The organism is Rubrivivax sp. JA1055 (assembly GCF_020966565.1).
Taxonomy (GTDB): Bacteria; Pseudomonadota; Gammaproteobacteria; order Burkholderiales; family Burkholderiaceae_C; genus Rubrivivax; species Rubrivivax benzoatilyticus.
Map to the genome: position 1 here is coordinate 121,211 of NZ_JAJKFP010000001.1, position 25,898 is coordinate 147,108.

Consider the following 25,898-nt stretch of genomic DNA (forward strand, 5'->3'; position numbering starts at 1 on the left):
ATCACGTGAACGACGAGCAGCTGCTGCGCTACTCGCGCCACATCCTGCTCGACGCGCTGGGCATCGAGGGCCAGCAGCGGCTGCTGGCCGCGCACGCCCTCGTCATCGGCGCCGGCGGCCTGGGTTCGCCGGTCGGGCTGTACCTGGGCAGCGCCGGCGTCGGCCGCATCACCGTCGTCGACGACGACACGGTCGACGCCACCAACCTGCAGCGCCAGATCGCCCACCGGCTCGACCGCATCGGCACGCCGAAGGCCGCGTCGCTGGCCGCCGGCATCGCGGCGCTGAACCCCGACGTGCAGCTGGACGTGCGTGTGCAGCGCGCCGACGCCGCGCTGCTCGACGAACTGGTGCCGCAGGCCGACGTCGTGCTCGACTGCAGCGACAACTTCCGCACCCGCCACGCCGTCAACGCCGCCTGCGTGCAGCACCGCCGGCCGCTGGTCTCGGGTGCGGCGATCGGCTTCGACGGCCAGGTCTCGGTGTTCGACCCCCGCCGCGACGACGCCCCGTGTTACGCCTGCCTGTTCCCGCCCGATGCCGGCCACGAGGACGCGGCCTGCGCGACGATGGGCGTGTTCGCGCCGCTGGTCGGCATGGTGGGCAGCGCCCAGGCCGCCGAGGCACTGAAGTTGCTCGCCGGCATCGGCGAGCCGCTCGCCGGGCGGCTGCTGCTGGTCGACGCGATGGGCATGCGCTTCGACGAGATCCGCGTCGCGCGCGCCGAAGCCTGCCCCGTCTGCCGTTTAAGCTCGCCACCATGAACGATCCCCGCCACCCGATCCTCTCGACCCGCAACTTCCCGACCGCCGAGGAGGACGCGCGCACGATGGAGGGCCAGCGCTACGCCGGCCCCGAGAGCGCCTATCGACTGGCCTTCACCGACACCAACTTCCTGCTGCGCGAGGAGCTGCGCCCGGTGCGCATGCAGCTGGAGCTGCTCAAGCCCGAGCTGGTGCAGCAGGAACAGGGCATCGAGTCGACGATCGTCATCTTCGGCAGCGCCCGCATCCTGCCCGAGGACGTCGCCCGCCAGCGCCTGGACGCCGCGCGTGCGACCGGCGACACCACGGCCGTCGCCCGCGCCGAGGCGGCGCTGGCGATGAGCGCCTACTACGAGCAGGCGCGGCGTTTCGCGGCCATCGTCACCGAACGTTCGGCGAAGCTGGCCGCGCCGATCTACGTCGTCACCGGCGGCGGCCCCGGCATCATGGAGGCGGGCAACCGCGGCGCCTTCGAGGTCGGCGGCAAGAGTCTGGGCCTGAACATCGTGCTGCCGCACGAGCAGGCGCCCAACCCGTACATCACGCCGGAGCTGTGTTTCCAGTTCCACTACTTCGCGCTGCGCAAGATGCACTTCGTGATGCGCAGCAAGGCGCTGGTGTGTTTCCCCGGCGGCTTCGGCACGCTGGACGAACTCTTCGAGACGATGACGCTGATCCAGACCGGCAAGAGCCGGCCGCGGCCGATCCTGCTGTTCGGGCGCGCGTTCTGGGAGAAGCTGATCAACTTCGAGCACCTGGTCGAGACCGGCATGATCGGTGCCGGCGACCTGAACCTGTTCCGCTTCGTCGAGACCGCCGAGGAGGCCTGGGACCACCTGGCTTCGTTCTACGGCTTCGACACCCTCCCGAACGAGGAGACCCGCGATGTCTGACCCCGTCCGCCGCGTCAGCCTGATCGGCGCGCCCACCGACATCGGCGCCGGCGCACGCGGCGCCAGCATGGGCCCCGAGGCGATGCGTGTCGCCGGCCTGCAGACGACGCTGGAGTCGCACGAGGTCGAGGTGCTGGACCGCGGCAACCTCGGCGGCCCGTCCAACCCGTGGCTGCCGCCGGTCGAGGGCTACCGCCACCTGGAGCAGGTCGTCGCCTGGAACCGGGCCGTGCACGACGCGGTGCACGCCGAACTGGCCGACGGCCGCATGCCGATCCTGCTCGGCGGCGACCACTGCCTGGCGATCGGCTCGATCAGCGCCGTCGCGCGCCACTGCCGCGAAACCGGCAAGCGCCTGCGCGTGCTCTGGCTCGACGCCCACGCCGACTTCAACACCAGCCGGCTGACACCCAGCGGCAACATCCACGGCATGCCGGTGGCCTGCCTCTGCGGCCACGGCCCGAAGGAGCTCGTCGAGATCGGCGGCCAGGTGCCGGCGCTGAACCCGAAGTGGGTGCGCCAGATCGGCATCCGCAGCGTCGACCCGGGCGAGAAGCGCTTCGTGCACGAGGTCGGGCTCGAGGTCTTCGACATGCGCTACATCGACGAGATGGGCATGCGCCACACGATGGAGCTGGCGCTGGCGACGCTGGACGCCAACACCCATCTGCACGTCAGCTTCGACGTCGACTTCCTCGACCCCGAGATCGCGCCCGGCGTCGGCACCACGATCCCGGGCGGCCCGACCTACCGCGAAGCCCAGCTCTGCATGGAGATGATCGCCGACACCGGCCGCCTGGCCAGCCTCGACGTGATGGAGCTGAACCCGGCGCTGGACGTGCGCAACAAGACCGCCGTGCTCGCCGTCGACCTGATCGAGAGCCTGTTCGGCAAGAGCACCCTGATGCGCGCACCGCGCTGACCGCCATGACATCCGACACCGCCTTCGACGTCGCCATCGTCGGCGCCGGCATCGCCGGCGTCTCGCTCGCCGCACGCCTGGCCGGCCACGGCCGCGTGCTGCTGCTCGAACGCGAGAGCCAGCCCGGCACGCAGTCCAGCGGCCGCAGCGCGGCGATGTTCATGGAGAGCTACGGCCCGCCGCAGGCGCGTGCGCTGACCCGCGCCAGCCGTGCCAGCTACGCCGCGCCGTCGATCGTGCCGATCCTGTCGCCGCGCGGCGTGCTCTACGTCGCCTGGCAGGGCCAGGAGGCGCTGCTGGATGCGCTGGCCGCCGGCCCGGGCGTCGAGCGCCTGGACGCCGAGCAGACGCTGGCGCGCGTGCCGGTGCTGCGCGCCGAAGGTCTGATCGGCTCGGTCGCCGAGCCCGACGCGATGGACATCGACGTGCACGCCGCGCTGCAGGGCTGGCTGGCGGTGGCGCGCGCACACGGCGCCGCGCTGTGGACGGGCGCCGAGCTGGCGTCGGCGTGCCGCGATGGCGAGGCCTGGTCGATCACGCTGGCCGACGGCCGCACGGCGAACACCCGGGTGCTCGTGAACGCGGCCGGCGCCTGGGCCGACCTTGTCGCCGAGCGCGCCGGCATCGCGCCGCTGGGCCTGCAGCCCAAGCGCCGCAGCGCCTTCACCTTCGATGCGCCGGCCGGCGTCGAGCACCGCGGCTGGCCGCTGGTGGCCGCCGCCGACGAGAGCTTCTACATCAAGCCCGACGCCGGCCAGCTGCTGGGCTCGCCGTGCAACGCCGACCCGGTGCCGGCGCACGACGTCGTCGCCGAGGAGCTCGACGTGGCGACCGGCATCGCCGCGATCGAGGAGCGCACGACGATGACCATCCGCCGGCCGCGGCACACCTGGGCCGGCCTGCGCACCTTCGCGCCCGACGGCGAGTTGGTCATCGGCTTCGACGAGACCGCCGACGGCTTCTTCTGGCTCGCCGGCCAAGGCGGCTACGGCGTGCAGAGCGCCCCGGGCGCGGCGCTGCTGGCCGAGTCGCTGATCCTCGAGGCGCCGCTGCCCGAGGCGCTGGCGCGCGAAGGCGTCGAGCCGGGCGCGATGTCGCCGGCCAGGCTGCGAGGCTAGGCGCCAGCCGGGGGCGGCCCCGGCCGGCTCGCGCACTCCGCGTACAGCCGCACGCGGCAGGCGGCGCAAATCGCCGGGTCCAGGCGCGGCACGATGGTGGCCAGCGCGCTGTGTTTGTCGGCGAAGACATGGTCCTCGCCCAGGCGGTCCAGGAACCGGCGCTGTTGCCAGGTCTGCAGCACCTCGGGGCGCGGACGGTGGAAGTACAGGTCGCCGCCGATCGCCAGCCGCCGCGTGTGCTCCTGCTCCCAGAGCGCGGCGCCGGCGTGGTCGATGAAGTTCATGCTCTTGGCCATCACCAGCAGGTGCTTCGGGGCGCCGGGCGCGGCGCGCAGCGCCTGCAGCCGCTCGCCGACGTGGGCCACGGCGCCGAACCAGACCGAACCTTCCATGCGCAGCATCTTCAGCTGCGGGCACTCGGCGCCGGGCGCGTCGTCGACGACGACCATCGCGCGGTCGGGCGGCGGCCGGTCGAAGCCCATCGTGCGCAGCGCCGGGCGCGAGGTGCGGTAGAGGTAGACCACCAGCGACAGCCCGACGCCGCCGACGATGGCCTGCTCCAGCGGCAAGGCCAGCGTCGCGGCCAGCGTCGCGGCGGCCACCGCGGCTTCGGTGCGGTCCTGTTGCAGGCGTTCGCGCCACTGCTCGCGGTCGATCAGCGTCGCCGCCACCCACAGCAGCAGGCCGGCGATGGCCGCCATCGGGATCCAGGCGATGGCCGGCGCCGCCAGCAGCGCCAGCAGCAGCACGAACAGGCCCGAGAACACCGCCGCCAGCGGCGTGCGCGCGCCGGCTTCCAGGTTGGGCATCGAACGGTTCAGCGAACCGCTGGCGACGAAACCCGAGCTGCAGGCGCCGGCCAGGTTGGCCAGACCCTGGCCCATGCACTCGCGGTTGACGTCCAGCGGCTGGTCGGTGCGTGCCGCCAGCGCCTTGGCGATGGCGATGCTCTGGCCGGTCGCGACGACGGTCAGCGCCAGCGAGACGCCGGCCAGCCGCGGTAGGTCGGCCCAGGCCAGCGCCGGCGGGCCCCACGAGAGATGGTCGATGCGCTGCTCGCCGACGAAGTCCAGCACCACGCCTTCACGCATCGCCAGCCAGGCCGCCAGCGCGGCGAGCGCCAGCGTCGCCAGCAGGAAGGGCCCGCGCCGCCAGACCTGGCGCAGCGCCCAGGCGACGACCAGCGTGCCGCAGGCGAGCACGATGCCGGGCAGGTCGCCGACGACCGACTCCAGCGCGTGCCAGGCGATCAGCAGCGCCGCGCCGCTGGTGAAGCCCAGCAGCACCGACGGCGAGATGAAGTGCGCCAGCGAGCCCAGCCGCAGCAGCGCGATCGCGGTCTGCATCAACCCGACCCCCAGCGTCGCGACCAGCGCCAGCCGCAGGTACTCGGGGCTGCCCGGCAACGCCAGCGGCGCGAGCATCGCCGCCAGCGCCAGCGACACGGCGTTGGTCGGCCCGGTGGCCACCAGCCGGCTGGAGCCGGCCAGCGCGGCGACGATGCAGGGCACGATCGCGGTGTACAGGCCCCAGGTCGGCGGCAGCCCGGCCAGCGCCGCGAAGGCGATGGCCTGCGGCAGCGCCAGCACCGCGCCCAGCAGCCCGGCGGCGGCATCGGCGCGCAGGCTCGTGCGGTTCACGTCCTCGACCCACGGCCCCAGCCAGCGCGCCCACGGCGCGCGTGCACTCCTTTGCAACGTCATCCGCCGAGCGTATCAGCGCCCCGCGGCACCCGGGGGGAACCGTTCTTGCATAGCATGGGCACCATGGCAGGAGCATCCCCGCCGCAGTCCCCGCTGCTGATCGGCTTCTCGGCTCGCATCTACACGCCCGGCACGCCGGGCATCCACCTCGACGGTGTCTGGACGCGCACGCTGCACTACCTGGAGCAGTCGGTCGCGCACTGGGTGCTGCGCGGCGGCGCGGTGGCGCTGATGGTGCCGGCGGTCACCGCCGACAGCGTCGTCACGCGCGGCGACCTGAACCTGCGCCACTACGCCGACGCGCTCGACGGCCTGGTGCTGCAGGGCGGCAACGACGTCGCGCCCGAGACCTACGGCCAGACGCCGCTGCACCCCGACTGGCACGGCGACCGCGTGCGCGACCTCTACGAGATCGAGCTCGTCGACGCCTTCGTCACCGCCGGCAAGCCGGTGTTCGGCATCTGCCGCGGGATGCAGCTGCTCAACGTGATGTACGGCGGCACGCTGGTGCAGGACATCCCGACGCAGCGGCCGGCGGCCCGTGCGCACCGCGACAGCTCGAACTACGAGCGCCATTTCCACGACGTCGAGATCGTGCCCGGCACGCGCCTGGCGCAGCTCTACGGCGGGCTGGCGCGCGCCACCGTCAACAGCATCCACCACCAGGCGGTGGAGCGCCTGGCGCCGGGCTTCGCCGTCGAGGCGCGATGCCCGGACGACGGCACCATCGAGGCCGTGCGCCACGAGGGCCCGGCCTGGATCTCCGCGGTGCAGTGGCACCCCGAGTTCCACGTGCCGGGCGACCCGGCGACCTTCGACGACTCGCGGCTGCTGGCCGACTTCCTGGCCGCGGCGCGCGAACGCAAGCGCTGATCAGCAGGGGCCGTGCTGGCGGCGGAAGTCGGCCGGCCGCAGCGCGCCACGCGCCGCGTGCAACCCGCGCTGCAGCGCGTGCGCGACACGCTCCTCCTTGACGAAGGGGCCGCGGTCCCACTTCACACGCGAGCTCCAGGCGTGGCCCTCGGACACCATGTGCCGCGCCAGATCCTGGCCGTCGAGCAGCACCGAGCCGGTGACGACACCGTCGCGGCCGCTCACCGGCCGGGTGACGGTGACCAGATGGCCCTGGGCACGTTCGGCGAGTTCACGGCGCGACTCGGGCCCCCAGTCCTGACAGGCCAGAGGCGCCTCGGCGCCGGCCAGGCGCACACGCACCGGCGTGCCGTCGGCCGGCGTGACGACCACGGTGTTACCGTCAATGACCTGGGTGACGCGGCCTTCGATCGGCGTTTTGGGCGGCGCGGCGAACGCGGCGCCGGCCAGCAGTGCGAGCGCCAGGCCCGGGAGTGTCTTCATGTCGTGCGGGAACAGTGTCAGAACGCCAGCGCGATGATCCCCGCGACAAAGCCGGCCAGCAACAAAAGCCAGACTGCGACGACCAGCACCGCGCCCCAGACCAGCCGCGGCAGCTGCTCGCGCCCGGCCTCGGCTTCGCGCAGCCGCGCCTGCCAGAGTTCGGGCGGCGTCAGCTTGACGACCAGCGCGATGCCCAGCGGCACCAGGATCAGGTCGTCGAGCAGGCCCAGCACCGGGATGAAGTCGGGGATCAGGTCGATCGGCGACAGCGCGTAGGCCAGCACCGCGACGGCGATCCAGCGCACCGCACGCGGCGTGTCGCGGTGCTTGAACAGCTTCCACAGCGCGAGCAGATAGGTGCCCAGGCGCGCGGCGTTGCCGGCGGCGAAGAGGCGGCGAACGCGCTTCATGACGCCGCGCGGCGGCGCTGCGGCGCCGGCTTGTCGAGCGCCGCGTTCGACGACGCCAGCAGGCGTTCGAGCCGGTCCTTCATCTGCTCGGTCGACAGGCGCTCGCGCAGCCGTTCGACGAGCAGCGGCAGCGCGAACGGGCTCGCGGCCTTCAGCTCGACGATCTCCAGGTCCAGGGTGTCCATCTGCTGCAAGGTGGTGGCGAGGCGGCCGATTTCCAGCTCCTGCGCCAGCACCTCGCGTTCGGCCTGCGCCAGCAGGCGGTTGCCGGCGTCGTAGCGCCGGAACACGCCCCAGAACAGGGAACTCGACGCCTGCAGCTGGCGCAGGCTCTTGGGCGCGCCCGGATAACCGCCGAACACCAGCCCGGCGATGCGCGCGATCTCGCGGAAACGCCGCTGCGCCAGTTCGCCCGAGTTCAGGCTGGCCAGCACGTCGGCCAGCAGCGTGTCGGTGGCGAACAGGCGTTTGTCCTCCAGCAGCGCGAGATCCGGCGCCTCGGCAGCCAGGATCTCCAGGCCGTAGTCGTTGACACACAGCGAGAAGGTGTTGGGCCGCGCCTGCGCCAGCCGCCAGGCCAGCAGCTGGGCCAGGCCGACGTGCACGTTGCGGCCGGCGAACGGGTACAGGAAGAGGTGCCAGCCTTCACGCGTGCGCAGCCGCTCGACCAACAGCCGACCACGCTGCGGCAGCCGCGACAGCCGCCTCTGGGCCTCCAGCATCGGCCGCGCGGCTTCGAGCTCGGGTTCGGCGAAAACGCCGGCCGCGACCTCGTCGAGCAGCGCCTGCACCGCGTCGGCGAGTTCCGAGGACAGCGGCATGCGGCTGCCGTTCCAGGCCGGCACCAGGCCTTTGGGCTTCGTCGCCTTGCGCACGTAGGCCGCCAGGTCCTGGGTGCGCACGTACTCCAGCAGCCGGCCGGCGAAGACGAAGACGTCGCCGGGTTTGAGCCGCGCGATGAACCCTTCCTCGACGCTGCCGATCGTGCCGCCCGACAGCCATTTCACCTGCATCGTCGCGTCGGCGACGATGGTGCCGACCTGCAGCCGGTGGCGGCGTGCGATGCCGCGGTCGACGACGCGCCAGACGCCGTCGACACACTGCACGCGGTGGTACTCGGGGTAGGCGCCCAGGCTGTCGCCGCCGCGTTCGACGAAGGCCAGCGCCCAGTCGAACTCGGTGCGGCTCAGCCCGCGGTAGGCCGGCGCGCTGCGCACTTCGTCGTACAGCGCGCCAGCCTCGAAACCGCCACCCAGCGCCACCGTCACGAGGTGCTGCACCAGCACGTCCAGCGGCTTGTCGGGTGTGCGCCGCGACTCCACGCGCCCGGCCAGCGCCGCACGCCGCGCCGCCGCGGCCTCCACCAACTCCAGCGTGTTCGTCGGCACCAGGGTCACGCGGCTGGCGCGGCCGGGTGCGTGGCCGCTGCGGCCGGCGCGCTGCAGCAGGCGCGCGACGCCTTTGGCGCTGCCGATCTGCAGCACACGTTCGACCGGCAGGAAGTCGACGCCCAGGTCCAGGCTGGACGTCGCGACCACCGCCTTCAGCCGCCCGTCCTTCAGCCCGGCCTCGACCCAGTCGCGCACGCTGCGGTCCAGCGAGCCGTGGTGCAGCGCCACGAGGCCCGCCCAGTCGGGCCGCGCGTCGAGGATCAGCCGGTACCAGATCTCGGCCTGCGAGCGCACGTTGGTGAACACCAGCGACGTCGACGAGGACTCGATCTCGTCGAGCACCGGCTGCAGCATCTGCGCGCCGAGGTGGCCGCCCCAGGAGAAACGCCCCGGTTCGTGCGGCAGCAGCGTGTCGACGACCAGGCGCTTCTCGATGCGGCCCTGCACCAGCCGGCCGTGTTCGTGGCCGACCAGCGTCGCCATCGCCTCGGCCAGGTTGCCGATCGTCGCCGACAGCCCCCAGACGGCGAGCTGCGGGTTCCAGCGCTTGAGCCGCGCCAGCGCCAGCTGCACCTGCACGCCGCGTTTGCTGCCGATCAGCTCGTGCCATTCGTCAACGATGACGGTCTGCACGCCGGCCAGTTCGGCACGTGCCGAGTCGCGTGTCAGCAGCAGCGACAGCGACTCGGGCGTCGTCACCAGCGTCTCGGGCAGGCGCCGGTCCTGGCGCGCACGTTCGGCGCTGCCGGTGTCGCCGGTGCGCTGGGCGACGTCCCAGCCCGGCGGCGCGGCGGCCTGCAGCGCGCGCGTGGTGTCGGCGGCCAGCGCGCGCATCGGCGTCAGCCACAACACCTGCAGCCCGCGCCGCGGCGCCGCACGCGCCAGCGCGCCGAACCAGACGGCGTAGGTCTTGCCGCTGCCGGTGGTGGCGTGCAGCAGGCCGCTGTCGCCCGCGGCCATCGCAGCCCAGACGGCGCGCTGGAACTCGAACGGCTGCCAGCCGCGTGCACCGAACCAGGATTCGGCGTGCACGAGGCCGGCCACCTCGATCATGCGGTGACGATCCAGCCTTCGACCGGGTCGACGTCGGCCGGGATGCCGGCGCCGTCGCGCAAGCTGGCCCAGCCGGCCTGCAGCAGGCACAGCGCGGCGTCGAGCCGGTCGCCCGAGGCGTCGGCGACCAGCGCGTCGCGCTGAGCGTGTGTCAGCTTGAGCCGCAGGCCCAGCCGCGTGCGGCCCTGCTCCAGCGCGTCGACGAGGTCCTTGCGTGCGATGAGGCGGTCGGCGGCCTCGCTGTTCTTGTACGAGCGCCGGCCCAGGATCTCGGCGGCCAGCAGGCCGGGATAGGCCTCGACGGCGCGGCGCTCGGCGTCGCCGGCCACCAGCCCCGGCACCTGCACGCCGGCGGCGACCAGGCGCGAGAAGCCTTCGTAGTACATGAACCCGACCGGCACGTAACGCGTCTGCAGCGGGCTGGAACTCGTCGCGCCGGGCAGCGAGACGTCGGTGCGGCGGTGCACCAGGCGCTGGCCGGCCGGGCGGCCATTGCCCCAGGCGTCGACCAGCGCGCGGAAGTCCATGCGCACCGGGCAGCGCCGGCGCAGTTCGGCGACGACCTCGGCGGCGCTGCTGCCCAGGCCCTGCGCCTCGACGAAGGCGCGCGGCAGGCCGAACGGGAAGTCGAAGCCGCCGAACCAGGGGCGTTCGGCGAGCACGGCCTCGAAGCCGGCGAGCGTCGGCAGCTCGTCCACCCGTTCGAGGCGCAGCACGGCGCCGTGCAGCGTGCCGCGTGCGACGGTGATCGGCTTGCGCCGCGACGGCGCGCAGCTGAAGTCCACGCCGAGCAGCGGCAGCGAAGAAGCGGTCGGGGTCATCGCGGCGATTGTCGCGGGGCCGCCGCTACAGTCGGCGCATGACTGCCAATCCGACCCTCGTCGAGGCGCTGCGCGGCGGCGCCGTCGAATCCACCCACCGCGGCGCCTGGGCCGTCGTCGACGCCGACGGCGACGTCGTCGCCTCGGCCGGCGACATCGACCGGCCGATCTTCCCGCGTTCGGCGGTCAAGCTGCTGCAGGCGCTGCCGCTCGTGGAGAGCGGTGCCGCCGAACGTTATGGCCTGAACGACGAACAGCTCGCGATCGCCTGCGCCTCGCACAACGGCGAACCGCGCCACGTCGCCGTCGCGGCTTCGATGCTGGCCGCCGCCGGCGTCGACGACGCGGCGCTGGAGTGCGGCGCGCACTGGCCTTACCGCGATGTCGTGCAGCGCGAGATGGCCGCCGCCGGCCAGACGCCGGGCGCGCTGCACAACAACTGCTCGGGCAAACACGCCGGGTTCGTCTGCCTGGGCTGCCTGCTCGCCGGCGACGCCGACAAACGCGCCTTCCTCAGCGGCTACGTCAAGCCCGAGCACCCGGTGATGCGCGAAGTCGGCGACGCGATCGAAGCCGCGACCGGCTGGCGCCTGGCCGACGCGCCGCGCGGCACCGACGGCTGCTCGATCCCGACCTACGCGATCCCGCTGCGCCACCTGGCGCTGGCCTTCGCACGCGCCGGCAGCGGCATCGGCCTGCGTGAAGGCCGTGCCCGCGCCGCGAAGCGGCTGATGGCCGCGGTCACCGCCGAGCCCTTCATGGTCGGCGGCAGCGGGCGCTTCGACACCCGCATCATCGAGCGCCTGGGCGAACGGGTGTTCTGCAAGGTCGGCGCCGAAGGCGTGTTCTGCGCCGCGTTCCCGAAGGCCGGGCTGGGCGTCGCGGTGAAGATGGACGACGGCGCCTCGCGCGCCTGCGAAGTCGTGATGGCGGCGCTGATCGAACGTTTCGTGCGCCTGGACGAGGCCGAACGCGGCTTCGTGCACGCCTTCGCCGACCAGCCGCTGGCCAACTGGAACGGCCTCGACGTCGGCCGGCTGCGCTGGGCGAGCTGAAACAAGGGCGGGCATCATCCGGTGCCTGCCGCCGATGATCCCGATGTCCCCTGCTCCCGCCCGGGCGCTGCGCCCGGCGCGTTTCGCCGTCCGCTCCCTCTTCTTCGCCTTCGGCACCGTCACCGGCGCCTGGGGCGCGCACGTGCCCAGCGCCAAGGCGCGCTACGGGCTGGACGAAGCGCAACTCTCGCTGGCGCTGCTGGCGGCGGCGGTCGGCGCCGTCGGCGCGCTGCTCGTCGCCGGGCGCGTCATCGGCGAGCACGGCCCGCGGCGCGTCGTGCCGGTGGCCGCGGTCGTCATCGCCGCGGCGCTGGGCACGCTGCTGCTGCACGGCGGCTTCGCCGCGCTGGTGGCGACGATGCTCGTGTTCGGCGCCGCCGGCGCGTTCTACGACGTCTCGATCAACGCCGAAGGCACGCTGCTGGAGGAACGCAGCGGCTTCAAGGTCGTCAGCGGCTTTCACGGCATGTGGAGCCTGGGCGCGATGACCGGAGCCGGCGGCTGCTCGGCGCTGCTGGCCGCCGGCGTGCCGGCCGCCTGGCAGCTCGGTGCGCTGGCGATCGTGATGCTGGCGTTGTCGCTGGTCGCCGCGCGTTCGCTGCTGCCCGACCACCCGCCGATGCCCGACGGCCCGCGGCGCTGGCGGCTGCCGCCGCCGCGCCTGCTGCTGCTGGGCACGCTGGCGGCGCTGGGCCTGCTGGCCGAAGGCGTGATCTACGACTGGAGCGTGCTCTGGTTCACCGATTCGCTGGGCCAGACGCAGGCCGTCGGCGGCCTGGGTTACGCGGCCTTCGCGGCGGCGATGGCGGCCTCGCGTTTCGGCGGCGATGCGCTGCGCAGCCGCTTCCACGCCGCCACGCTGCTGGCCGCCAGCGCCGGGCTGGCGGCGCTGGCGATGAGCGCGGCGCTGCTGCTGCACCACCCGGTGGTCGGCATTGCGTCGATGGCGCTGGTCGGCGCCGGGCTCGCCAACGTCGTGCCCATCCTGTTCGTCGCCGGTGGCCGCCAGCCGGGTGTGACGCCGGCCGACGGCATCGCCGCGGTGTCCTCGCTGGGTTACGTCGGCCTGCTCGCCGGGCCGCCGCTGGTCGGCGCCATCGCCCATGCGAGCTCGCTGAACCTGGCGATGGCGACGCTGGTCGCCGCGGCGCTGGCGCTGGGCGCCGGCGCGCGGCTGCTGCGCTGACTCAGCGCAGCGGGCGCAGGCGCAGCACCAGCGCACCCAGCGAAGCGGCGCTCGCCAGCGCGACCATGCCCAGCCAGCCGCCGTGCGTCAGCGCCAGGCCGCCGAGCGCCGAACCGGCCGCCATGCCGACGAAGATCGTCGTGAACAGCAGCGCGTTGAGCCGGCTGCGCGCCTCGGGCTCCAGGCCGTAGACCAGGGTCTGGTGCGAGACCAGCGAAGCCTGGATCGCGAAGTCGAAGCCGACCGCGGCGACGGCGATCAGCGCCAGCGCCGCCACCGTCGGCAGCAGCGGCTCGGCCGCGAGCACGGCGAACGAGACCACCGCCAGCGCCGCCGCCAGGCGGGTGACGAAGACCGGCCCGCGGCGGTCGGCCAGGCGGCCGGCCAGCGGCGCGGCCAGCGCCCCGGCGGCCCCGGCCAGGCCGAAGGCCCCGGCCGCCGCCGCGCCCAGGCCGTGGCGGGCCTGCAGCGCCAGCGCCAGCGTCGACCAGAAGGCGCTGAAACCGACCGACAGCAGCGCCTGCACGGCTGCCGCGCGGCGCAGCGCCGCGTGGCGCCGCCACAGCGAGACCATCGACGCCAGCAGCGCGCCGTAGCCCAGGCGCGTCGTCGGCGCGATGTGCGGCAGGCCGCGCCAGACCGCCAGGCCGATCACCGCGACCGCCGCGGCGGCAGCGAAGAACACGCTGCGCCAGCCCCACGCCGCCGCCAGCAGGCCGCTGGCCACCCGCGACAGCAGGATGCCGAGCAGCAGGCCGGTCATCACGCTGCCGACGGTGGCGCCGCGCCGTTCAGGCGCCGACAGCGCGGCGGCGGCGGGCACCAGGTCCTGGGCCATCGTCGCCGCCAGGCCGATGACCAGGCTGGCCGCCAGCAGCGCCGGCAGCCCGGCCGCCAGGCCCGCGGCCAGCAGCGCCAGCGTCAGCAGTGCGGCCTTGGCGGTGATCAGCGTGCGCCGGTCGCTGCGGTCGCCCAGCGGCGCCAGCAGCAGCAGGCCGGCGGCGTAGCCGAACTGGGTCAGTGTCGGCACCAGGCCGACGCCGGCGGCGCCGGCGCCGAGGTCGGCACCGAGCGCGGCCAGCAGCGGCTGGGCGTAGTAGATCGAGGCGACGGCGAAACCGGCGCCGGCGGCCATCAGCACGACCGGCGGCGAGGCGGGGCGCGAGGCGGTGGGCAGCGGCGACAGCGGAGCGGGAGCGGGAAGGGCGGACATCGTGGACTCCAGCGTGGGATTCGATGTCTGAAATTCTTCCAGCGCATCGACAGGCGTTGTAGTAGCGCCGGATTCACATCTGTCATACGCTCAGCGCATGACCAAAGCCTTTGCCGGCACCGACCGCCTGGAACTGCTGCAGACCTTCGTGCGCATCGTCGACGCCGGCAGCCTGTCGGCGGCCGCCGTCGCGCTGGGCACGACGCAGCCGACGATCAGCCGCCGGCTGCAGCAGCTGGAACGTTCGCTGGGCCTGAGGCTGCTGCAGCGCTCGACGCATTCGATGGCGCCGACCGAAGACGGCCAGCGCTGCTACGAACACGCGCGTTCGCTGCTCGAACGCTGGGACGCCGCCGAGGCCGACCTGCGCGGCGTGCAGGACGTCCCGCGCGGCCGGCTGCGCGTCGTCGTGCCGCACGCCTTCGGCCAGCAGCAGCTGGTCGTGCCGCTGCTGGACTTCCTGCGCCGCCACCCCGAGGTCTCGGTCGAGTGGCTGCTGCACGACCGCCTGCCCGACTTCATCGGCCAGGGCGTGGACTGCGCGATCCGCGTCGGCGCGGTCGACGAGCCGGGGCTGGTGGCGGTGCGGCTGGCCGAGGTGCCGCGCCTCGTCGTCGCCGCGCCGGGCCTCTGGGGCGACGGCCCGCCGCCGGCCGAACCCGAGGCGCTGGCCGCCCTGCCCTGGCTGGCCGCCGGCAGCTTCTACCGCGACGAGATCGAACTGCAGGACCGCCGCAGCGGTGAATGGCGGCGCCTGGCGATCCAGCCGCGGCTGACGACCGACAGCCTGTACGCGCTGCGCGAAGCGGCCCGCGGCGGCGCCGGCGCGGCGATCATCTCGTCGTGGCTGGTGGCCGAAGACCTGGCCGCCGGCCGGCTGGTGCGTCTGGCGCCCGACTGGCGCGCGGCCCCGCTGCCGGTGGTCCTGCTGCACCCGCCGGCGCGGCTGCAGCCGGCGCGGCTGCGCGCCTTCATCGCCGCGATGCGCGCGGCGATGCCGACGCTGTCGGGCATGGTGCCGGCGACACGCGCCAGCGCCTGAACGTCAGGCCGGCACGGCCCCGGCCACCGGCGTCGGCGGCGTCGGCAGCAGCACGACCGGCTCGTCGCCGCCGTTCAGCCGGCCCACCGCGCGGTGGCGGCCGCCGGTCTTGGCGCGGTAGAGCATCGAGTCGATGTCGGCCAGCGCGGCGTCCAGGTCGAAGTCGGGCACGAGTTCGATCGACGCGAAGCCGATCGAGGCCGTCACCTGCCGGCGGGCCGTGTCCAGCTCGATGGGCCGCGCGCCGACGGCATCGAGCAGGCGCAGCACGAAGCCGCGTTCGGCCTCGGCATCGTCGGGGTCGTCGATGAAGAGCAGGAACTCCTCGCCACCCCAGCGCACGATGCAGTCGTCGCTGCGCACGCAGTCGGCCAGGCGGCGGCTGGTCTCGCGCAGCGCGCGGTCGCCGCAGGCATGGCCGTGGCGGTCGTTGATGGCCTTGAAGTGGTCGATGTCCAGCAGCACCAGCAGCACGCGGCCGCCGCCGCGCGCCAGGCGCTGGGCGAAGAAGCGCTCGAAATGGCGGCGGTTGTAGGCGCCGGTCAGCGGGTCGTGCGTGCTCTCGTAGTCGAGCGCGGCGTTGGCGTCGCGCAGCTGGTGGTTCACGCGGCGGGTGCGCAGATGCACGAACAGCAGCGAGGCCGTCGACAGCAGCACCGCGGCGGCCACGGCGATCGTCGTGCGCCGGTGCAGGCGCTCGGCCTCGAGCTGCAGCTCGGCGGTCTGGCTCTGGTGGCGCAGGCGCTCGATGTCCAGGTCCTTGCGGCTGCTCTCCAGCACCGCGGCCAGGAAGCTGGCGTTCTTCTCGCGCGCCTCGCGCTGGGTGCGCTCGCGCAGCTCGGCGGCCCGCTCGGAGGCCTGGTAGGCCTGCTCCCAGCGCCCGGCGCGGGCCATCATGGCCGCCCAGTCGCGCAGCGCCCGCGCGACCTCGCCGACCTGGCCGCCGCGCTCGAACCAGACGCGGCCGCGGTCGAAGGCCTCGGTCCCGGCCTGCATCTGGCCCGCCGCCGCGAGCGCGAAGCCGCGCCCGATCCAGGCGTAGGCCTTCAGGTACTCGATGCCCATGCGGTCGGCCTCGACGACGAGCTCGGCGGTGAGGTCCAGCGTCTGCTGCACGCGGCGGGTGCGGTAGTAGACGTCGGCGAGGTTGATGCGCACCGCCAGCCGCGTCTCCGCGTCGCCCTCGCGCTCGGCCAGCTCGAGCGCCCGCAGCAGCGTCGCCCGGGCGGCGTCGTACTGGCCGGCACCGATCTGCAGCGCGCTGCGCGCGAGCAGCTTGTCGTCGCTGCGCGAGATCTCGGGGTCGAGCTGCAGCGCGCGGTCGCTGTTGCGCAGCGCGTCGGCGTGCTGGCCGAGTTCTCCCTGGATCATGGCCAGCGTCGTCAGCGCGTCGGCCTCGCGCGGCGCGTCGCCGGCCAGGCGCGCGATCTCCAGCGCACGGCCGATCGCCGTCAGGTCGTCGTCGACGGCGCCGGCGTAGGTGGCTTCGTCGGCGTAGTCGCGGGCGACGCGGAAGGCCAGCGTCGGCAGCCGGAGGCGGTCGATCAGGCCCCAGGCCTGGCGCGCGTAGCGGTAGTTGTCGCTCGGGTTGCCGGCGTGGTCGGCGGCCCACTGGCGGCACTTCAGCAGGGCGACCTGCAGGTGGGGATCGGCGCTGTCGCCGGCGCGCGTCTCCAGCGTGGCGAGCAGCTCCGGGCTCGCGCCCTGCGACGCGGCGCAGCGTTCGACGGCCAGCAGCGCCTGCCATGGTGGCGCAGCCCAGCGCGGGTCGGCGCGCAAGGCGTCGATGCGCTCGATGCGCAGCGCGGGCGCACGGGCGATGTCGGCGCGCAGCAGCTCGTCGAGCACACGCTCCTCGGGGCCGACACGGCCTTCAGGCGGCAGGCGCGGCTCGGCAGACGCCGCGACGACGCCCAGGCCCAGCGCGAGCGCCATCGCGAGCGCCACGACCCCGGGTCGCGGCATCCCGCCGGGCGTCCTTCTTCCCCCGGCTTGCATTCCCCACCCCTCGATCTGGACGGCATGTCGTGCCGTCTCGGCCCGCATTGTCGCTGCCGGCGGCGGCCCGGTGCCGCCGGCCGGCGTCAGCGCGGTGCAGGAAACAGCGTCGCCACCCAGTCGGCGAAGGCGCGCACGCGCCGCGGCAGGTGGCGCCGGTGCGGCAGCAGCAGCGTCACCGGCATCGGCGGCGGCACGAAAGCCGGCAAGAGCGCCACCAGTCGCCCGGTTTCCAGGCCGGGGCGTGCACTGGCCTCGGGAATCTGGATGATGCCCAGCCCGGCCTCGCAGGCAGCGAGGTAGGCGTCGGTCGCATTGACGGTGACGACACCGGCCATCGTCACGCTGCGCAGCGAGCCGTCGGCCGCCAGGTACTCGAAGCCCGCCGGCCGGTCGCCCAGATTGGGCTGGTAGTGCACCAGCCGGTGCGCCGCCAGGTCCTCGACCGAGCGTGGCTCGCCGTGGCGCGCGACGTAGCCCGGGCTGGCGACGTTGACCATCGTGTACGCACCCAGCGGCCGGCCGACGAGCTGCTCGGCGACGACGGCACCGACACGGATCACCGCGTCGTAGCCTTCTCGCACCGGGTCGACGCGGCGGTCGGCGGCACCGATCTCGACCGCGAGCCCCGGGTGCAGCGCCAGGAACTCGGGCAGCCGCGGCAGCACCAGCGCACGCGCCATCGCCAGCGGCATGTCCACACGCAGCCGCCCGGTCAGCGCCTGCGGCTGCTGCTGGAACATCGTGCGCAGTTCGTCCAGGTCGGCGAGCACGTCCTGGCAGCGTTCGACGAACAGCCGGCCGTCGTCGGTGAGGCTGACGCGCCGCGTCGTGCGCTGCAGCAGTCGCGCGCCCAGACGCTCCTCCAGCCGCCGCACCGCGGTCGACACGGTGGCACGTGGCAGGCCCAGGCGCTGGGCGGCCTCGGTGAAGCTGCCGAGCTCGGCGACACGCAGCACGATGCGCAGGTCTTCGGGGGACATGGTGGCTTGATTGGTCGAAAACGTCGACCAGTGTTGCCGAATCAGCCACGTTTATCCAGCGAATCCGAACTCCTAAAGTGCCTGCACCGCGGCGCCATGCCGCTTCCACGAAACAGGACGATCCGATGAACACGCTCGCCACCCCCCGTACCGCCCTCGTCACCGGCGGCAGCCGCGGCCTCGGCCGCGACGCGGTGCTGCACCTGGCCCGAGCCGGCTGGGATCTGGTCTTCACCTTCCACAGCCGCGCCGCCGAGGCCGAGGCGGTGGCCGCGCAGGTGCGTGCGCTGGGCCGGCGTGCGGTGGCGCTGCAGTTCGACGCCGGCGCGGTCGCCTCCATCCCGGCCTTCGTCGAGGCGCTGCGCGGCGCGCTCGCCGACGGCATCGGCCGGCCGGCGCTGGACGCCGTCGTGCACAACGCCGGCTTCGGCGTGCACGCGGCCTTCGCCGAGACAACGCAAGCCGACTTCGACGCGCTGATGAACGTGCACCTGAAGGGCCCGTTCTTCCTGACGCAGGCGCTGCTACCGCTGCTGGCCGACGGCGCGCGCATCCTGCACGTCTCCAGCGGGCTGACACGTTTCAGCCTGCCCGGCTACGCCGCCTACGCGACGATGAAGGGCGCGGTCGAGGTGCTGACGCGCTACCTGGCCAAGGAACTGGGCGCACGCGGCATCCGCGTCAACACGCTGGCGCCGGGGGCGATCGAGACCGACTTCGGCGGCGGCGCGGTGCGCGACGACACCCGGCTCAACGCCTACGTCGCGGCGCAGACGGCACTGGGACGCGTCGGTCGGCCCGAGGACATCGGCGGCGCGGTCGCCGCGCTGCTGGCCGACGAGTCCGGCTGGGTCACCGGGCAGCGCATCGAGGCCTCGGGCGGCATGTTCATCTGAGCTCGGCGGCGGCCGCCTCGGCGACCGCCCCCCGGGCCTGCAGCAGGTACTCCAGGCACTCGGAAGCCGGCAGTGCTCGGCTGTAGAGGTAACCCTGGAACACGTTGCAGCCCAGGGTCGCGAGCAGGTCGCGCTGCTCGCGCGTCTCGACGAACTCGGCGATGACGCGGGCCCCGCCGGCATGCCCCAGCGTCGCGATGGCGCGGATGATGTCGGCACTCACCGGATGCGTCATCACGTCGCGGCTCAGCGAGCCGTCGACCTTGATCGCCGCGACCCGAAATCGCCGCAGGTGCAGCAGCGACGCGTGCCCCATGCCGAAGTCGTCCATCGCCAGGCCGACGCCGAGCGCGTCCAGGCGCGCCAGGTTGGCGTCGGCAACCTCGCCGACCGGGATGCCGCGGCTCTCGGTGATCTCCAGCTCCAGCTCGTCGGGGCGCAGGCCGTGGCGGTGCAGCGCCTGCGCCACGACGAGGTGCAGCCCCGGCTGCGACAGCTGCAGCGGCGAGACGTTGACCGACATCGTCAGCGCGCCCAGGCCCTGCGTGTTCCATTGCGCCTTGCACGCGCAGGCCCGGTCGATGACCCAGGCGCCCAGCGGCGCGATCACCGCGCCCTGTTCGGCCAGCGCGATCGCGACGTCGGGGCGCACCGCGCCATAGCCCGCGTGCTGCCAGCGCAGCAGCGCCTCGACGCCGACCACCGCGCCGTCGGCCCGGTGCTGCGGCTGGTAGACCAGCGCCAGCGCCGGCGTGCCGATCGCACGCTCCAGATCGTGCAGCAGGCCGCGAGCGATGACGCCGACGTGGTCGCTGCGGCGCAGCGGCGTGTCGCTGCGCGGCGCCTCGCTGACGATGACCGCGCTGGCGTGCTGGAAGGCGCTCAGGCGCTCGGCGCGGCGCTCGGCTTCGTGGCGGCGCACGAAGGGCAGGTAGATCGCGGTCGAGATCACGAGCCCCAGCGCCTGCAGCGCGGCGCCGACCCAGGACCCGGTCAGCCACCAGCCCGACAGCAGCACCGGTGTCGTCCAGGGGATCTGCACCGGCAGCAGCTCGATCCAGCCCAGGTGCAGCGCCAGCAGCGGCGGCAGCACCAGCACCAGCGGCCCGAGCAGGAAGGGCAGCAGGAAACGCGGGTTCAGCACCAGCGGCAGCCCGAACAGCAGCAGCTCGTTGACGTTGAACAGCGCCGGCAGCCACGACAGCTGCGCCAGGCGCCGGTTCTGCCCGTGGCGCGCCACGATGAACAGCGCGACGAGCAGCCCCAGCGTCGCCCCCGAGCCGCCCAGGTGCACGAAGTTGTCGACCAGCACACGCGGAACGCGGCCCGGCACGGCCGGCTCGCCGGCCAGCGTGAACAGGAAGCCGAAGTGAGCGTCCAGCACCTTGCCGCCGTGCACGCCGAAGAACCACAGGCACTGGTTGACGGCGACGGCCAGCGGCGTCAGCAGCCACTCGGCGTCGAGCCGGGCGCCGGCCTCGGCCAGCCATTGGGCGTCCGGGCGCGGCAGGCGCCACACCAGCTCGGCGACGGCCTTGGACAGCAGCCCCAGCAGCACCAGCGGCAGCGTCAGCCGGGTCGCGTGATAGAAGACCGGGTTGCTGTCGTAGCCGATCGCCAGGCGGCGCATCGGCGCCCAGTCGGCCAGCGGACGCAGCAGCGCGGGCGTCGCCAGCCCGACGACGATGCCGGTCAGCATCGAGCCCGTTCCGAAGGACTGCAGCGTGACCGGCCCGGTGGCGCTGGCGCAGAGCGTGAAGTTCACCATCGCCCCGATCGCGACCCAGATCGGCGGCAGCGGCTCGCGCGACATGCCGCGAGGGGCTCGCTGGGCCACCATCGACGCGATCGTCACCGCCAGCGCCAGGCCGAGCACGCCCCAGGTGGACTGCACCACGGCCTCGGCCGCATCGGCCCAGCCCAGGCCGAAACGTGCCTCCAGCCAGGCGCGGCCGGCCGGGATCGGGAAGTTGCCGAGCAGCGTCGCCGCGACACCGAACAGCGTGATCGGCAGCAGCACCACGTAGGCGTCGCGCACCGCGGCGAGAGCGCCGGCACGGTAGCTCGAGTGGACAGGTGGATCGGCGGGCATCGGAGGCAGCGGCATGGCCGGCGCATGCACTCCACGCCGTAAAGCCTGTTTTCGGCCCCGGGGCCCGGCGGCTTCAGCGCAGCGCCGTGAACTGCGTCACGCCGCGGCCCTGCCGTGGCGCCCGGCGCACACACCCCGGAGCTCGGTGGACGATGGATGCCACGCCCGGTTCCCAGGTATGCGACAATGCCGGGTGCGCCTCGCCCCAACGTGTTCCTGCTTCCCCGAAGCCGACACGCTGCGCCGAGACCGAGGCCTGATCCTCCTCCCGCCGCCGAGTCCCCCGCGGACCGCGCCGAGCACGCAGCGAATACCCCTGCAAGCTCACCCCCGATCGTTCGTCGTCGCGCGCCTTGCGCGGCATCTGCAATACCCGGGGCGGCACCTCCCGCCCCACCGAAGGACCTTCATCCACACACCGATCCAGGTCGGGCGATACACCGTGTCGCCCCTGACCCGCCACGACACCGACGGCTTTGCCGCTTCGGTGTCCATCCGAAGCGGCATCGGCCGCGCCACGCATGACCGCGTGCTGCGACTGCTGCCCCGATTCACCACACGCGACGCTGCCGCCCGCCACGCGACCACCGAAGGCCTGGCCTGGGTGGCCCGGACCGAGGGCCGGAACGCCGCCATCGACACGGAACAGGAGCACCCATGGCCAAGGAAGAACTGATCGAGATGCGCGGCGTGGTCGACGAGATCCTCCCGGACTCGCGATTTCGCGTGACGCTGGACAACGGCCACCGCCTCGTGGCCTACACCGGCGGCAAGATGCGCAAGCACCACATCCGCATCCTCGCGGGAGACAGCGTGTCGCTGGAACTCTCGCCCTACGACCTCAGCAAGGGCCGCATCACGTTCCGCCACCTCGAGCGGCGCACGACCCCGGCCCCGGCCCCTTCCCAGAATCACGGGTCGCGTCGCTGAGCGCGCCCCGTCTGCATTGACCAACCGAAAGGACTGAAGACATGACGACCGAAACCGGAACCGTGAAGTGGTTCAACGAGAGCAAGGGCTACGGCTTCATCACGCCGGACGCCGGCGGCAAGGACCTGTTCGCCCACTTCAAGGAAATCCAGGGCACGGGCTTCAAGACCCTGGCCGAGAACCAGCGCGTCGAGTTCGAGGTGACGCAGGGCCAGAAGGGCCCGCAAGCCTCGCGCATCCGCGCCATCTGACGGCCTGAACGCCGCCGCCTCCCGGCGGCGGCCTCACCAGCGCAGCGTGCGCGCGCCCACCAGCGCACCCAGCGCGGCGCTGGCCGCAATGCCCAGCGTGTACCACAGCGCCGAGAACGAAATCGCCGCCTCGGTGCACGACAGCGCGTAGCCGAACGCGCCCGCGGCCCCGGCCGCGAGGCCGGCTGCGGCGCCCGCGGCCCGTGGCCGCGTCGGCGCCAGCCCTCGCAAGGCCCACAGCACGGCGCCCAGCGCCGGCAACGACAGCCCCAGCACCGCCGCCGGGCACGACCACGACGAGTGGCCGAACAAGGCCGGCAGGCGCGCTGCCACCGGCGTGTCGAACCAGTTCACCAGCCCCGCCACGCCCGCCGCCGCCACCACGGCCGCCACCGCCATGGCCGGCGTGTGCAGGCCCGTGGCCAGCGGCCGCCCCAGCTTCGCGGCCAGCCAGGCCGCCGCCACGGCCAGCGCCGCGGCATAACTCAGCTTGAACCAGGGCGCTGGCGTCGCGAACATCGCGCCCGGCACGAGGCCCAGCCCCAGCACGGCGACGGCGACGCTGGCCACCAGGCCGGCGCCCAGCGCCACCGCCAGCCGCCGCGCCGCGACCGCCCGCGGCGCCGGCCCGGCCGAGCTCGCCAGCAGCTCGATCCACTGCTCGGTCTTCATCCCGTTCTCCTCACCAGCGCCGCGAGCCGCTTGAGCCCGCGGTGCACCTGAACCTTGATCGCCGACTCGCTGGCGCCGGTGCGCTGCGCCGCCTCGTTCACCGACAGCCCCTCGAGCCGCGTCAGCACGATCGCCGAGCGCTGCGCCGCCGGCAGCGCCTGCAGCAGCCGCTGCAGGTCGCGCGCGGTGCCGGCCTCGGCGTCCGGCGCCGCCAGCCGCTCGTCGCCGACCTCGTCCAGCGGCTCGTGCAGCGCCTCGCGCCGGCCGTGACGGCGCAGGTGGTCGATCAGCTTGTGGCGCGCGATGGCCAGCATCCAGGCCGCGACCGGCAGCGTCGGGTCCCAGGTGCCGCGGTGCAGGTGCAGCGCCAGCAGCGTGTCCTGCACCAGGTCCTCGACCTCGTCGGGCCGCGCCGCCAGCCGCCGGCGCAGATAGGCCCGCAGCCGCGCCGCGGCCAGCGTCAGCGCCTCGCGGTAGGCGGCCTCGTCGCCGTCGTGCGCGCGCCGCCACGGCGGCGCGATGCGGCGCTCGAACGCGTCGTCGGGCGGCGCGGCGGCATCGGCAGGCGGATCGGCGGGCGGCGGCACGGCGCGATTCTCGGCGCCGGGCCAGCCCGGATGCATCAGGTCGGACGCGCTCACCGCGGCACCTCCCGGCCGGCAGCCGGCCCGCGCCGCACGAGCCAGGCGTCCAGCGACCAGGGGCCGCCGCCGCGCAGCAGCAGCCCGCCCAGCGCCGCGGCCCAGATGCCGTGCGTCGGCCAGGCGCCGGGGTAGACGAAGACCTGGATCACCACGGTCATCACCAGCAGCCCCAGCGCCGCGCCGCGAGTGCCCAGGCCGAACAGCAGCAGCAGCGGCAGCAGGTGCTCGGCACCGGCGGCGAGCACCGCCGCCGCCTCGGGCGGCAGCAGCGGCAGCCGGTACTCGTCGCGGAACAGGTCGACGGCCTGCGGCGCCAGCCGCGGCCAGCCGAGCTCGACACGGCCCTCGGCCAGGTCGAACACGAAGCCCTCCACCTTGGTCTGGCCCGAGCGCCAGAACAGGCCGGCGAGCGCGACCCGCGCCAGCAGCTGCAGCGCGGCCTCGGCCGCTTCGCGGGGGGTCATGCGGCCTCCAGCGCCGGCTCCCAGCCGACCAGCGCGCCGTGGCGCAGCAGCAGCGCCAGCGCCGCCGCCAGGTCCAGGCCAGCACCGGCCTCGGCCGCCGCGGCGCCCAGCGGCCGGCCGGCGGCCAGGGCGGCGCAGAAGGCGGCGGTCGGCCGGTCGACGGCCAGCGTCAGCACCGCGTCGCCGGCATCGCGCAGCACCAGCGCCGCCTCGGCGCCGTCGGTCGCGAGGGTGGCCGGCAGCTCGTCGAGCTGGTGCGCGGCCCAGATCGACAGCGCCGCATGCTCGAAGCTCAGCGCGGCCAGCGACGGATGCAGCCGCAGCCGGGCGCCGGGCAGCCGCTGCGGGTGCACCAGGTGCGACTGCACGGCGGCGGCGTCCAGCGGCGTGGCGTCGGCGGCCAGCGCGGCGCGCACCCGCGCGCGCTCCAGCCGCGCGACCTCGGCCAGCCAGGGCAGCCCTTGCGCCGGCCCGTAGCCGGCGATCGCCGCAGCGAAGCCGTCACCCCAGTCGCCCAGCACCGGGCCGCACGGCGGCGCCTGGCGCGCGAAGGCCAGCGCCATGGTGTCGAAGAAAGCCTCGCCGACGAGGCGGCGAACGACCGGGAAACCGTCGGCCAGCGCCCTCGCCCAGGCGGCATCGACGTTGTGGCGGTGCACCGCCAGGCGCGCCGCGGGGTCCGAACCGTTCCCGGCCCGCAGACCCGGCGGCACCGGCGCAGCCGGGTCCAGCAGCGCGGCGGCGATGGCCGGCTGCGGCCGGTCGGCCGGCGCCGTGGCCGGCATCGCCAGGCGGCGTGGTGCGCCGGCGTCCACCGCAGGCGCCACCGGTGCCTCGGCCAGCGCACGGCGCACCGGCAGCAGTTCGGCCGCCAGCACCACCAGCGGCGGCACGTCGTGGTCACGTTCGATCAGCGTCGGCACCGGCCCCAGGCGCTGCAGCGTGCGCCGGTACAGCGCCCAGACCGGATCGGCGACGGCCGACCCGTGGTCGTCGATCAGCAGCGGCGCGCCGGCGGCGTCGTGCTGCCGGCTGCAGCCGGCGAGGTGGATCTCGCCGACCGCCGCCGGCGGCAGCGCGGCCACCAGCGCCCAGGCGTCGCGGCCGTGGTTGACGGCGCTGACCCAGGCGTTGTTCAGGTCCAGCAGCAGCGCGCAGCCGGTGCGCCGCACGAGCTCGGCGAGGAACTCGCCTTCGCCGATGGCGCTGGCCTCGAACTCCAGATAGGTGCTCGGGTTCTCGATCAGCACCTGCCGGCCGAGCGCCTGCTGCAGCTGGTCGACGTGCGCGGCGACCCGCGCCAGCGCGGCCTCGTCGTAGACCAGCGGCAGCAGGTCGGGGAAACAGGTGCCGCCGTGCGCCGACCACGCCAGGTGCTCGGACACCCAGCGCGGCTCGAAACGCCGCACCAGCGCCGCCAGCCGCGCCAGGTGCGCCGCATCGGGCGGCTGCAGCCCGCCCAGCGACAGCCCGACCCCGTGGACCGACAGCGGCCAGCGCTCGCGCAGGCGCTCGAGCAGGCGCAGCCGCGGGCCGCCGTCGACCAGGTAGTTCTCGGCGTGCACCTCGAGGAAGTCGACCACGGCCTCGCCGGCCAGCAGCGCGTCGGCGTGCTGGGGCTTGAAGCCGAGGCCGGCCAGGCGGGCGGGCATGGCGCGTTCAGGCCTTGCCCATCTCCTTGGCCTTCTCCTTGAACGGCAGGGTCTGGCCGAAGCCGGTGGGCGAGGTCTTGGAGACCGTCTTCTCGCAGGTGCCGGCAGGCACGTAGGACCAGGCGTTGCCCTGGTGCTCGGTGCGCGAGGTGCCGGCGCAGGTGGTGCCGGGGCCGGCGGCGCAGTCGTTGTGGCCCTTCATCGCGACGCCGTAGCACTTCTCCTTGGCGCCGGCCTCGGCGGCCTGGGCCGGGGCGGCGGCGAGGGTCAGCGCGGCGCCCAGCGCGAGGGCGAGCGCGGCGGCGGGCAGCGAAACGGTCGGGTTCATCGGGTCTCCTTCGTCGGGGGTTGGCACGGGGCGCCGAAGCGGCGCTCCCTGCCATACGAAG

Annotated in this window: 25 protein-coding genes and 1 pseudogene; 12 read left to right on the top strand and 14 right to left on the bottom strand. The window is 74.1% G+C overall.

Going from position 1 to position 25,898, the window contains the following annotated elements; genetic code table 11:
• Positions 1 to 5 precede the first annotated feature (5 nt).
• The 4 genes from LOC65_RS00515 to LOC65_RS00530 are packed head-to-tail and all read left to right on the top strand — an operon-like array spanning position 6 to position 3,697.
• A complete protein-coding gene (locus LOC65_RS00515) occupies positions 6 to 764 on the top strand; it encodes a molybdopterin-synthase adenylyltransferase MoeB (RefSeq protein ID WP_230246141.1) in 759 nt (252 codons plus the stop codon).
• The gene (locus tag LOC65_RS00520; RefSeq protein WP_164964033.1) at positions 761 to 1,657 is read left to right on the top strand and encodes a TIGR00730 family Rossman fold protein; all 897 of its coding nucleotides are present in this window, start codon (positions 761 to 763) and stop codon (positions 1,655 to 1,657) included. Before LOC65_RS00515 ends, LOC65_RS00520 begins: the two co-directional genes overlap by 4 nt.
• The gene (gene rocF / locus LOC65_RS00525; protein WP_230246143.1) at positions 1,650 to 2,579 is read left to right on the top strand and encodes an arginase; all 930 of its coding nucleotides are present in this window, start codon (positions 1,650 to 1,652) and stop codon (positions 2,577 to 2,579) included. The genes LOC65_RS00520 and rocF overlap by 8 nt, the downstream gene beginning before the upstream one ends.
• Before the next feature lie 5 nt (positions 2,580 to 2,584).
• Positions 2,585 to 3,697 (top strand): FAD-binding oxidoreductase, encoded by a 1,113-nt coding sequence (locus LOC65_RS00530; RefSeq protein WP_230246144.1) that lies wholly within the window; start codon positions 2,585 to 2,587, stop codon positions 3,695 to 3,697.
• Here the strand turns inward: LOC65_RS00530 and LOC65_RS00535 are convergent.
• Positions 3,694 to 5,400, bottom strand: a complete 1,707-nt coding sequence (locus tag LOC65_RS00535) for a SulP family inorganic anion transporter (RefSeq protein WP_230246146.1) — start codon at positions 5,398 to 5,400, stop codon at positions 3,694 to 3,696. The two genes, LOC65_RS00530 and LOC65_RS00535, sit on opposite strands and share 4 nt — an antisense overlap.
• Before the next feature lie 63 nt (positions 5,401 to 5,463).
• On the opposite strand from LOC65_RS00535, the gene LOC65_RS00540 reads away from it, so the two are divergent.
• A complete protein-coding gene (locus tag LOC65_RS00540; protein ID WP_029718689.1) occupies positions 5,464 to 6,273 on the top strand; it encodes a gamma-glutamyl-gamma-aminobutyrate hydrolase family protein in 810 nt (269 codons plus the stop codon).
• On the opposite strand, the gene LOC65_RS00545 is transcribed toward LOC65_RS00540, so the two are convergent.
• From LOC65_RS00545 to LOC65_RS00560, 4 genes and pseudogenes are all read right to left on the bottom strand, one after another.
• Positions 6,274 to 6,756, bottom strand: coding sequence for a thermonuclease family protein (locus LOC65_RS00545; protein ID WP_230246148.1), 483 nt, complete (start codon positions 6,754 to 6,756; stop codon positions 6,274 to 6,276).
• A gap of 178 nt (positions 6,757 to 6,934) precedes the next feature.
• A pseudogene (locus tag LOC65_RS19550) lies at positions 6,935 to 7,040 on the bottom strand (YkvA family protein); the annotation flags it as partial.
• Between the two features lie 122 nt (positions 7,041 to 7,162).
• Positions 7,163 to 9,610, bottom strand: a complete 2,448-nt coding sequence (locus LOC65_RS00555; protein WP_230246154.1) for a ligase-associated DNA damage response DEXH box helicase — start codon at positions 9,608 to 9,610, stop codon at positions 7,163 to 7,165.
• Entirely contained in the window at positions 9,607 to 10,431 is an 825-nt protein-coding gene (locus LOC65_RS00560) for a DUF429 domain-containing protein (RefSeq protein ID WP_230246157.1), read from the bottom strand. The genes LOC65_RS00555 and LOC65_RS00560 overlap by 4 nt, the downstream gene beginning before the upstream one ends.
• A gap of 38 nt (positions 10,432 to 10,469) precedes the next feature.
• Here LOC65_RS00560 and LOC65_RS00565 point away from each other — a divergent pair, with 38 nt between their 5' ends.
• Both LOC65_RS00565 and LOC65_RS00570 read left to right on the top strand, forming a co-directional pair.
• Entirely contained in the window at positions 10,470 to 11,486 is a 1,017-nt protein-coding gene (locus tag LOC65_RS00565; protein WP_230246160.1) for an asparaginase, read from the top strand.
• Positions 11,487 to 11,529: 43 nt separating this feature from the next.
• Complete coding sequence (locus tag LOC65_RS00570) at positions 11,530 to 12,672, top strand: MFS transporter (protein WP_230246162.1); 1,143 nt, start codon at positions 11,530 to 11,532, stop codon at positions 12,670 to 12,672.
• A 1-nt stretch (position 12,673) separates the two neighbouring features.
• Here LOC65_RS00570 and LOC65_RS00575 read toward each other — a convergent pair whose 3' ends face one another.
• Entirely contained in the window at positions 12,674 to 13,885 is a 1,212-nt protein-coding gene (locus LOC65_RS00575; protein ID WP_230246164.1) for an MFS transporter, read from the bottom strand.
• 97 nt (positions 13,886 to 13,982) lie between these two features.
• Between LOC65_RS00575 and LOC65_RS00580 the strand changes: the two genes are divergently transcribed.
• Positions 13,983 to 14,927 (top strand): LysR family transcriptional regulator, encoded by a 945-nt coding sequence (locus tag LOC65_RS00580; RefSeq protein WP_230246167.1) that lies wholly within the window; start codon positions 13,983 to 13,985, stop codon positions 14,925 to 14,927.
• A gap of 3 nt (positions 14,928 to 14,930) precedes the next feature.
• Here the strand turns inward: LOC65_RS00580 and LOC65_RS00585 are convergent, their stop codons facing one another.
• Positions 14,931 to 16,892, bottom strand: a complete 1,962-nt coding sequence (locus LOC65_RS00585) for a diguanylate cyclase domain-containing protein (RefSeq protein WP_230246169.1) — start codon at positions 16,890 to 16,892, stop codon at positions 14,931 to 14,933.
• Positions 16,893 to 17,011: 119 nt separating this feature from the next.
• Complete coding sequence (locus tag LOC65_RS00590) at positions 17,012 to 17,908, bottom strand: LysR family transcriptional regulator (RefSeq protein ID WP_230246170.1); 897 nt, start codon at positions 17,906 to 17,908, stop codon at positions 17,012 to 17,014.
• Between the two features lie 125 nt (positions 17,909 to 18,033).
• Here LOC65_RS00590 and LOC65_RS00595 point away from each other — a divergent pair, with 125 nt between their 5' ends.
• Positions 18,034 to 18,804 (top strand): SDR family NAD(P)-dependent oxidoreductase, encoded by a 771-nt coding sequence (locus LOC65_RS00595; protein ID WP_230246171.1) that lies wholly within the window; start codon positions 18,034 to 18,036, stop codon positions 18,802 to 18,804.
• Here the strand turns inward: LOC65_RS00595 and LOC65_RS00600 are convergent.
• Positions 18,797 to 20,911, bottom strand: coding sequence for an EAL domain-containing protein (locus LOC65_RS00600; RefSeq protein WP_230246172.1), 2,115 nt, complete (start codon positions 20,909 to 20,911; stop codon positions 18,797 to 18,799). The genes LOC65_RS00595 and LOC65_RS00600 overlap by 8 nt on opposite strands.
• Before the next feature lie 427 nt (positions 20,912 to 21,338).
• On the opposite strand from LOC65_RS00600, the gene LOC65_RS00605 reads away from it, so the two are divergent.
• The 3 genes from LOC65_RS00605 to LOC65_RS00615 are packed head-to-tail and all read left to right on the top strand — an operon-like array spanning position 21,339 to position 22,077.
• Positions 21,339 to 21,572 carry a hypothetical protein gene (locus LOC65_RS00605; protein WP_206026815.1) on the top strand — a complete coding sequence of 78 codons (234 nt, stop codon included), beginning with the start codon at positions 21,339 to 21,341 and terminating at the stop codon, positions 21,570 to 21,572.
• Positions 21,554 to 21,826, top strand: coding sequence for a translation initiation factor IF-1 (gene infA / locus LOC65_RS00610; RefSeq protein ID WP_009857823.1), 273 nt, complete (start codon positions 21,554 to 21,556; stop codon positions 21,824 to 21,826). The genes LOC65_RS00605 and infA overlap by 19 nt, the downstream gene beginning before the upstream one ends.
• Positions 21,827 to 21,867: 41 nt before the next feature.
• Entirely contained in the window at positions 21,868 to 22,077 is a 210-nt protein-coding gene (locus LOC65_RS00615) for a cold-shock protein (RefSeq protein ID WP_009857822.1), read from the top strand.
• Positions 22,078 to 22,110: 33 nt separating this feature from the next.
• Here LOC65_RS00615 and LOC65_RS00620 read toward each other — a convergent pair whose 3' ends face one another.
• From LOC65_RS00620 to LOC65_RS00640, 5 genes are read right to left on the bottom strand one after another with little or no spacing between them, the layout of a single operon-like run.
• The gene (locus LOC65_RS00620; protein WP_230246173.1) at positions 22,111 to 22,749 is read right to left on the bottom strand and encodes an NrsF family protein; all 639 of its coding nucleotides are present in this window, start codon (positions 22,747 to 22,749) and stop codon (positions 22,111 to 22,113) included.
• Positions 22,746 to 23,390 carry a sigma-70 family RNA polymerase sigma factor gene (locus tag LOC65_RS00625; RefSeq protein WP_230246175.1) on the bottom strand — a complete coding sequence of 215 codons (645 nt, stop codon included), beginning with the start codon at positions 23,388 to 23,390 and terminating at the stop codon, positions 22,746 to 22,748. Before LOC65_RS00625 ends, LOC65_RS00620 begins: the two co-directional genes overlap by 4 nt.
• Complete coding sequence (locus LOC65_RS00630; protein ID WP_230246177.1) at positions 23,387 to 23,857, bottom strand: DoxX family membrane protein; 471 nt, start codon at positions 23,855 to 23,857, stop codon at positions 23,387 to 23,389. The genes LOC65_RS00625 and LOC65_RS00630 overlap by 4 nt, the downstream gene beginning before the upstream one ends.
• Positions 23,854 to 25,509, bottom strand: a complete 1,656-nt coding sequence (locus LOC65_RS00635) for a DUF692 family multinuclear iron-containing protein (RefSeq protein ID WP_230246179.1) — start codon at positions 25,507 to 25,509, stop codon at positions 23,854 to 23,856. The genes LOC65_RS00630 and LOC65_RS00635 overlap by 4 nt, the downstream gene beginning before the upstream one ends.
• A 7-nt stretch (positions 25,510 to 25,516) precedes the next feature.
• Entirely contained in the window at positions 25,517 to 25,837 is a 321-nt protein-coding gene (locus LOC65_RS00640; protein ID WP_230246182.1) for a DUF2282 domain-containing protein, read from the bottom strand.
• Positions 25,838 to 25,898: the final 61 nt, after the last annotated feature.

What these genes read in the sequence shown, in the direction of transcription:
- LOC65_RS00575 (WP_230246164.1), bottom strand. Translation starts at nt 13,885, where the DNA reads ATGTCCGCCCTTCCCGCTCCCGCTCCGCTGTCGCCGCTGCCCACCGCC.
- LOC65_RS00640 (WP_230246182.1), bottom strand. Translation starts at nt 25,837, where the DNA reads ATGAACCCGACCGTTTCGCTGCCCGCCGCCGCGCTCGCCCTCGCGCTG.
- LOC65_RS00585 (WP_230246169.1), bottom strand. Translation starts at nt 16,892, where the DNA reads ATGCCGCGACCCGGGGTCGTGGCGCTCGCGATGGCGCTCGCGCTGGGC.
- LOC65_RS00595 (WP_230246171.1), top strand. Translation starts at nt 18,034, where the DNA reads ATGAACACGCTCGCCACCCCCCGTACCGCCCTCGTCACCGGCGGCAGC.
- LOC65_RS00520 (WP_164964033.1), top strand. Translation starts at nt 761, where the DNA reads ATGAACGATCCCCGCCACCCGATCCTCTCGACCCGCAACTTCCCGACC.
- LOC65_RS00620 (WP_230246173.1), bottom strand. Translation starts at nt 22,749, where the DNA reads ATGAAGACCGAGCAGTGGATCGAGCTGCTGGCGAGCTCGGCCGGGCCG.
- LOC65_RS00570 (WP_230246162.1), top strand. Translation starts at nt 11,530, where the DNA reads ATGTCCCCTGCTCCCGCCCGGGCGCTGCGCCCGGCGCGTTTCGCCGTC.
- LOC65_RS00565 (WP_230246160.1), top strand. Translation starts at nt 10,470, where the DNA reads ATGACTGCCAATCCGACCCTCGTCGAGGCGCTGCGCGGCGGCGCCGTC.
- LOC65_RS00580 (WP_230246167.1), top strand. Translation starts at nt 13,983, where the DNA reads ATGACCAAAGCCTTTGCCGGCACCGACCGCCTGGAACTGCTGCAGACC.
- LOC65_RS00590 (WP_230246170.1), bottom strand. Translation starts at nt 17,908, where the DNA reads ATGTCCCCCGAAGACCTGCGCATCGTGCTGCGTGTCGCCGAGCTCGGC.
- rocF (WP_230246143.1), top strand. Translation starts at nt 1,650, where the DNA reads ATGTCTGACCCCGTCCGCCGCGTCAGCCTGATCGGCGCGCCCACCGAC.
- LOC65_RS00530 (WP_230246144.1), top strand. Translation starts at nt 2,585, where the DNA reads ATGACATCCGACACCGCCTTCGACGTCGCCATCGTCGGCGCCGGCATC.
- LOC65_RS00560 (WP_230246157.1), bottom strand. Translation starts at nt 10,431, where the DNA reads ATGACCCCGACCGCTTCTTCGCTGCCGCTGCTCGGCGTGGACTTCAGC.
- LOC65_RS00600 (WP_230246172.1), bottom strand. Translation starts at nt 20,911, where the DNA reads ATGCCGCTGCCTCCGATGCCCGCCGATCCACCTGTCCACTCGAGCTAC.
- LOC65_RS00535 (WP_230246146.1), bottom strand. Translation starts at nt 5,400, where the DNA reads ATGACGTTGCAAAGGAGTGCACGCGCGCCGTGGGCGCGCTGGCTGGGG.
- LOC65_RS00545 (WP_230246148.1), bottom strand. Translation starts at nt 6,756, where the DNA reads ATGAAGACACTCCCGGGCCTGGCGCTCGCACTGCTGGCCGGCGCCGCG.
- LOC65_RS00635 (WP_230246179.1), bottom strand. Translation starts at nt 25,509, where the DNA reads ATGCCCGCCCGCCTGGCCGGCCTCGGCTTCAAGCCCCAGCACGCCGAC.
- infA (WP_009857823.1), top strand. Translation starts at nt 21,554, where the DNA reads ATGGCCAAGGAAGAACTGATCGAGATGCGCGGCGTGGTCGACGAGATC.
- LOC65_RS00615 (WP_009857822.1), top strand. Translation starts at nt 21,868, where the DNA reads ATGACGACCGAAACCGGAACCGTGAAGTGGTTCAACGAGAGCAAGGGC.
- LOC65_RS00555 (WP_230246154.1), bottom strand. Translation starts at nt 9,610, where the DNA reads ATGATCGAGGTGGCCGGCCTCGTGCACGCCGAATCCTGGTTCGGTGCA.
- LOC65_RS00630 (WP_230246177.1), bottom strand. Translation starts at nt 23,857, where the DNA reads ATGACCCCCCGCGAAGCGGCCGAGGCCGCGCTGCAGCTGCTGGCGCGG.
- LOC65_RS00540 (WP_029718689.1), top strand. Translation starts at nt 5,464, where the DNA reads ATGGCAGGAGCATCCCCGCCGCAGTCCCCGCTGCTGATCGGCTTCTCG.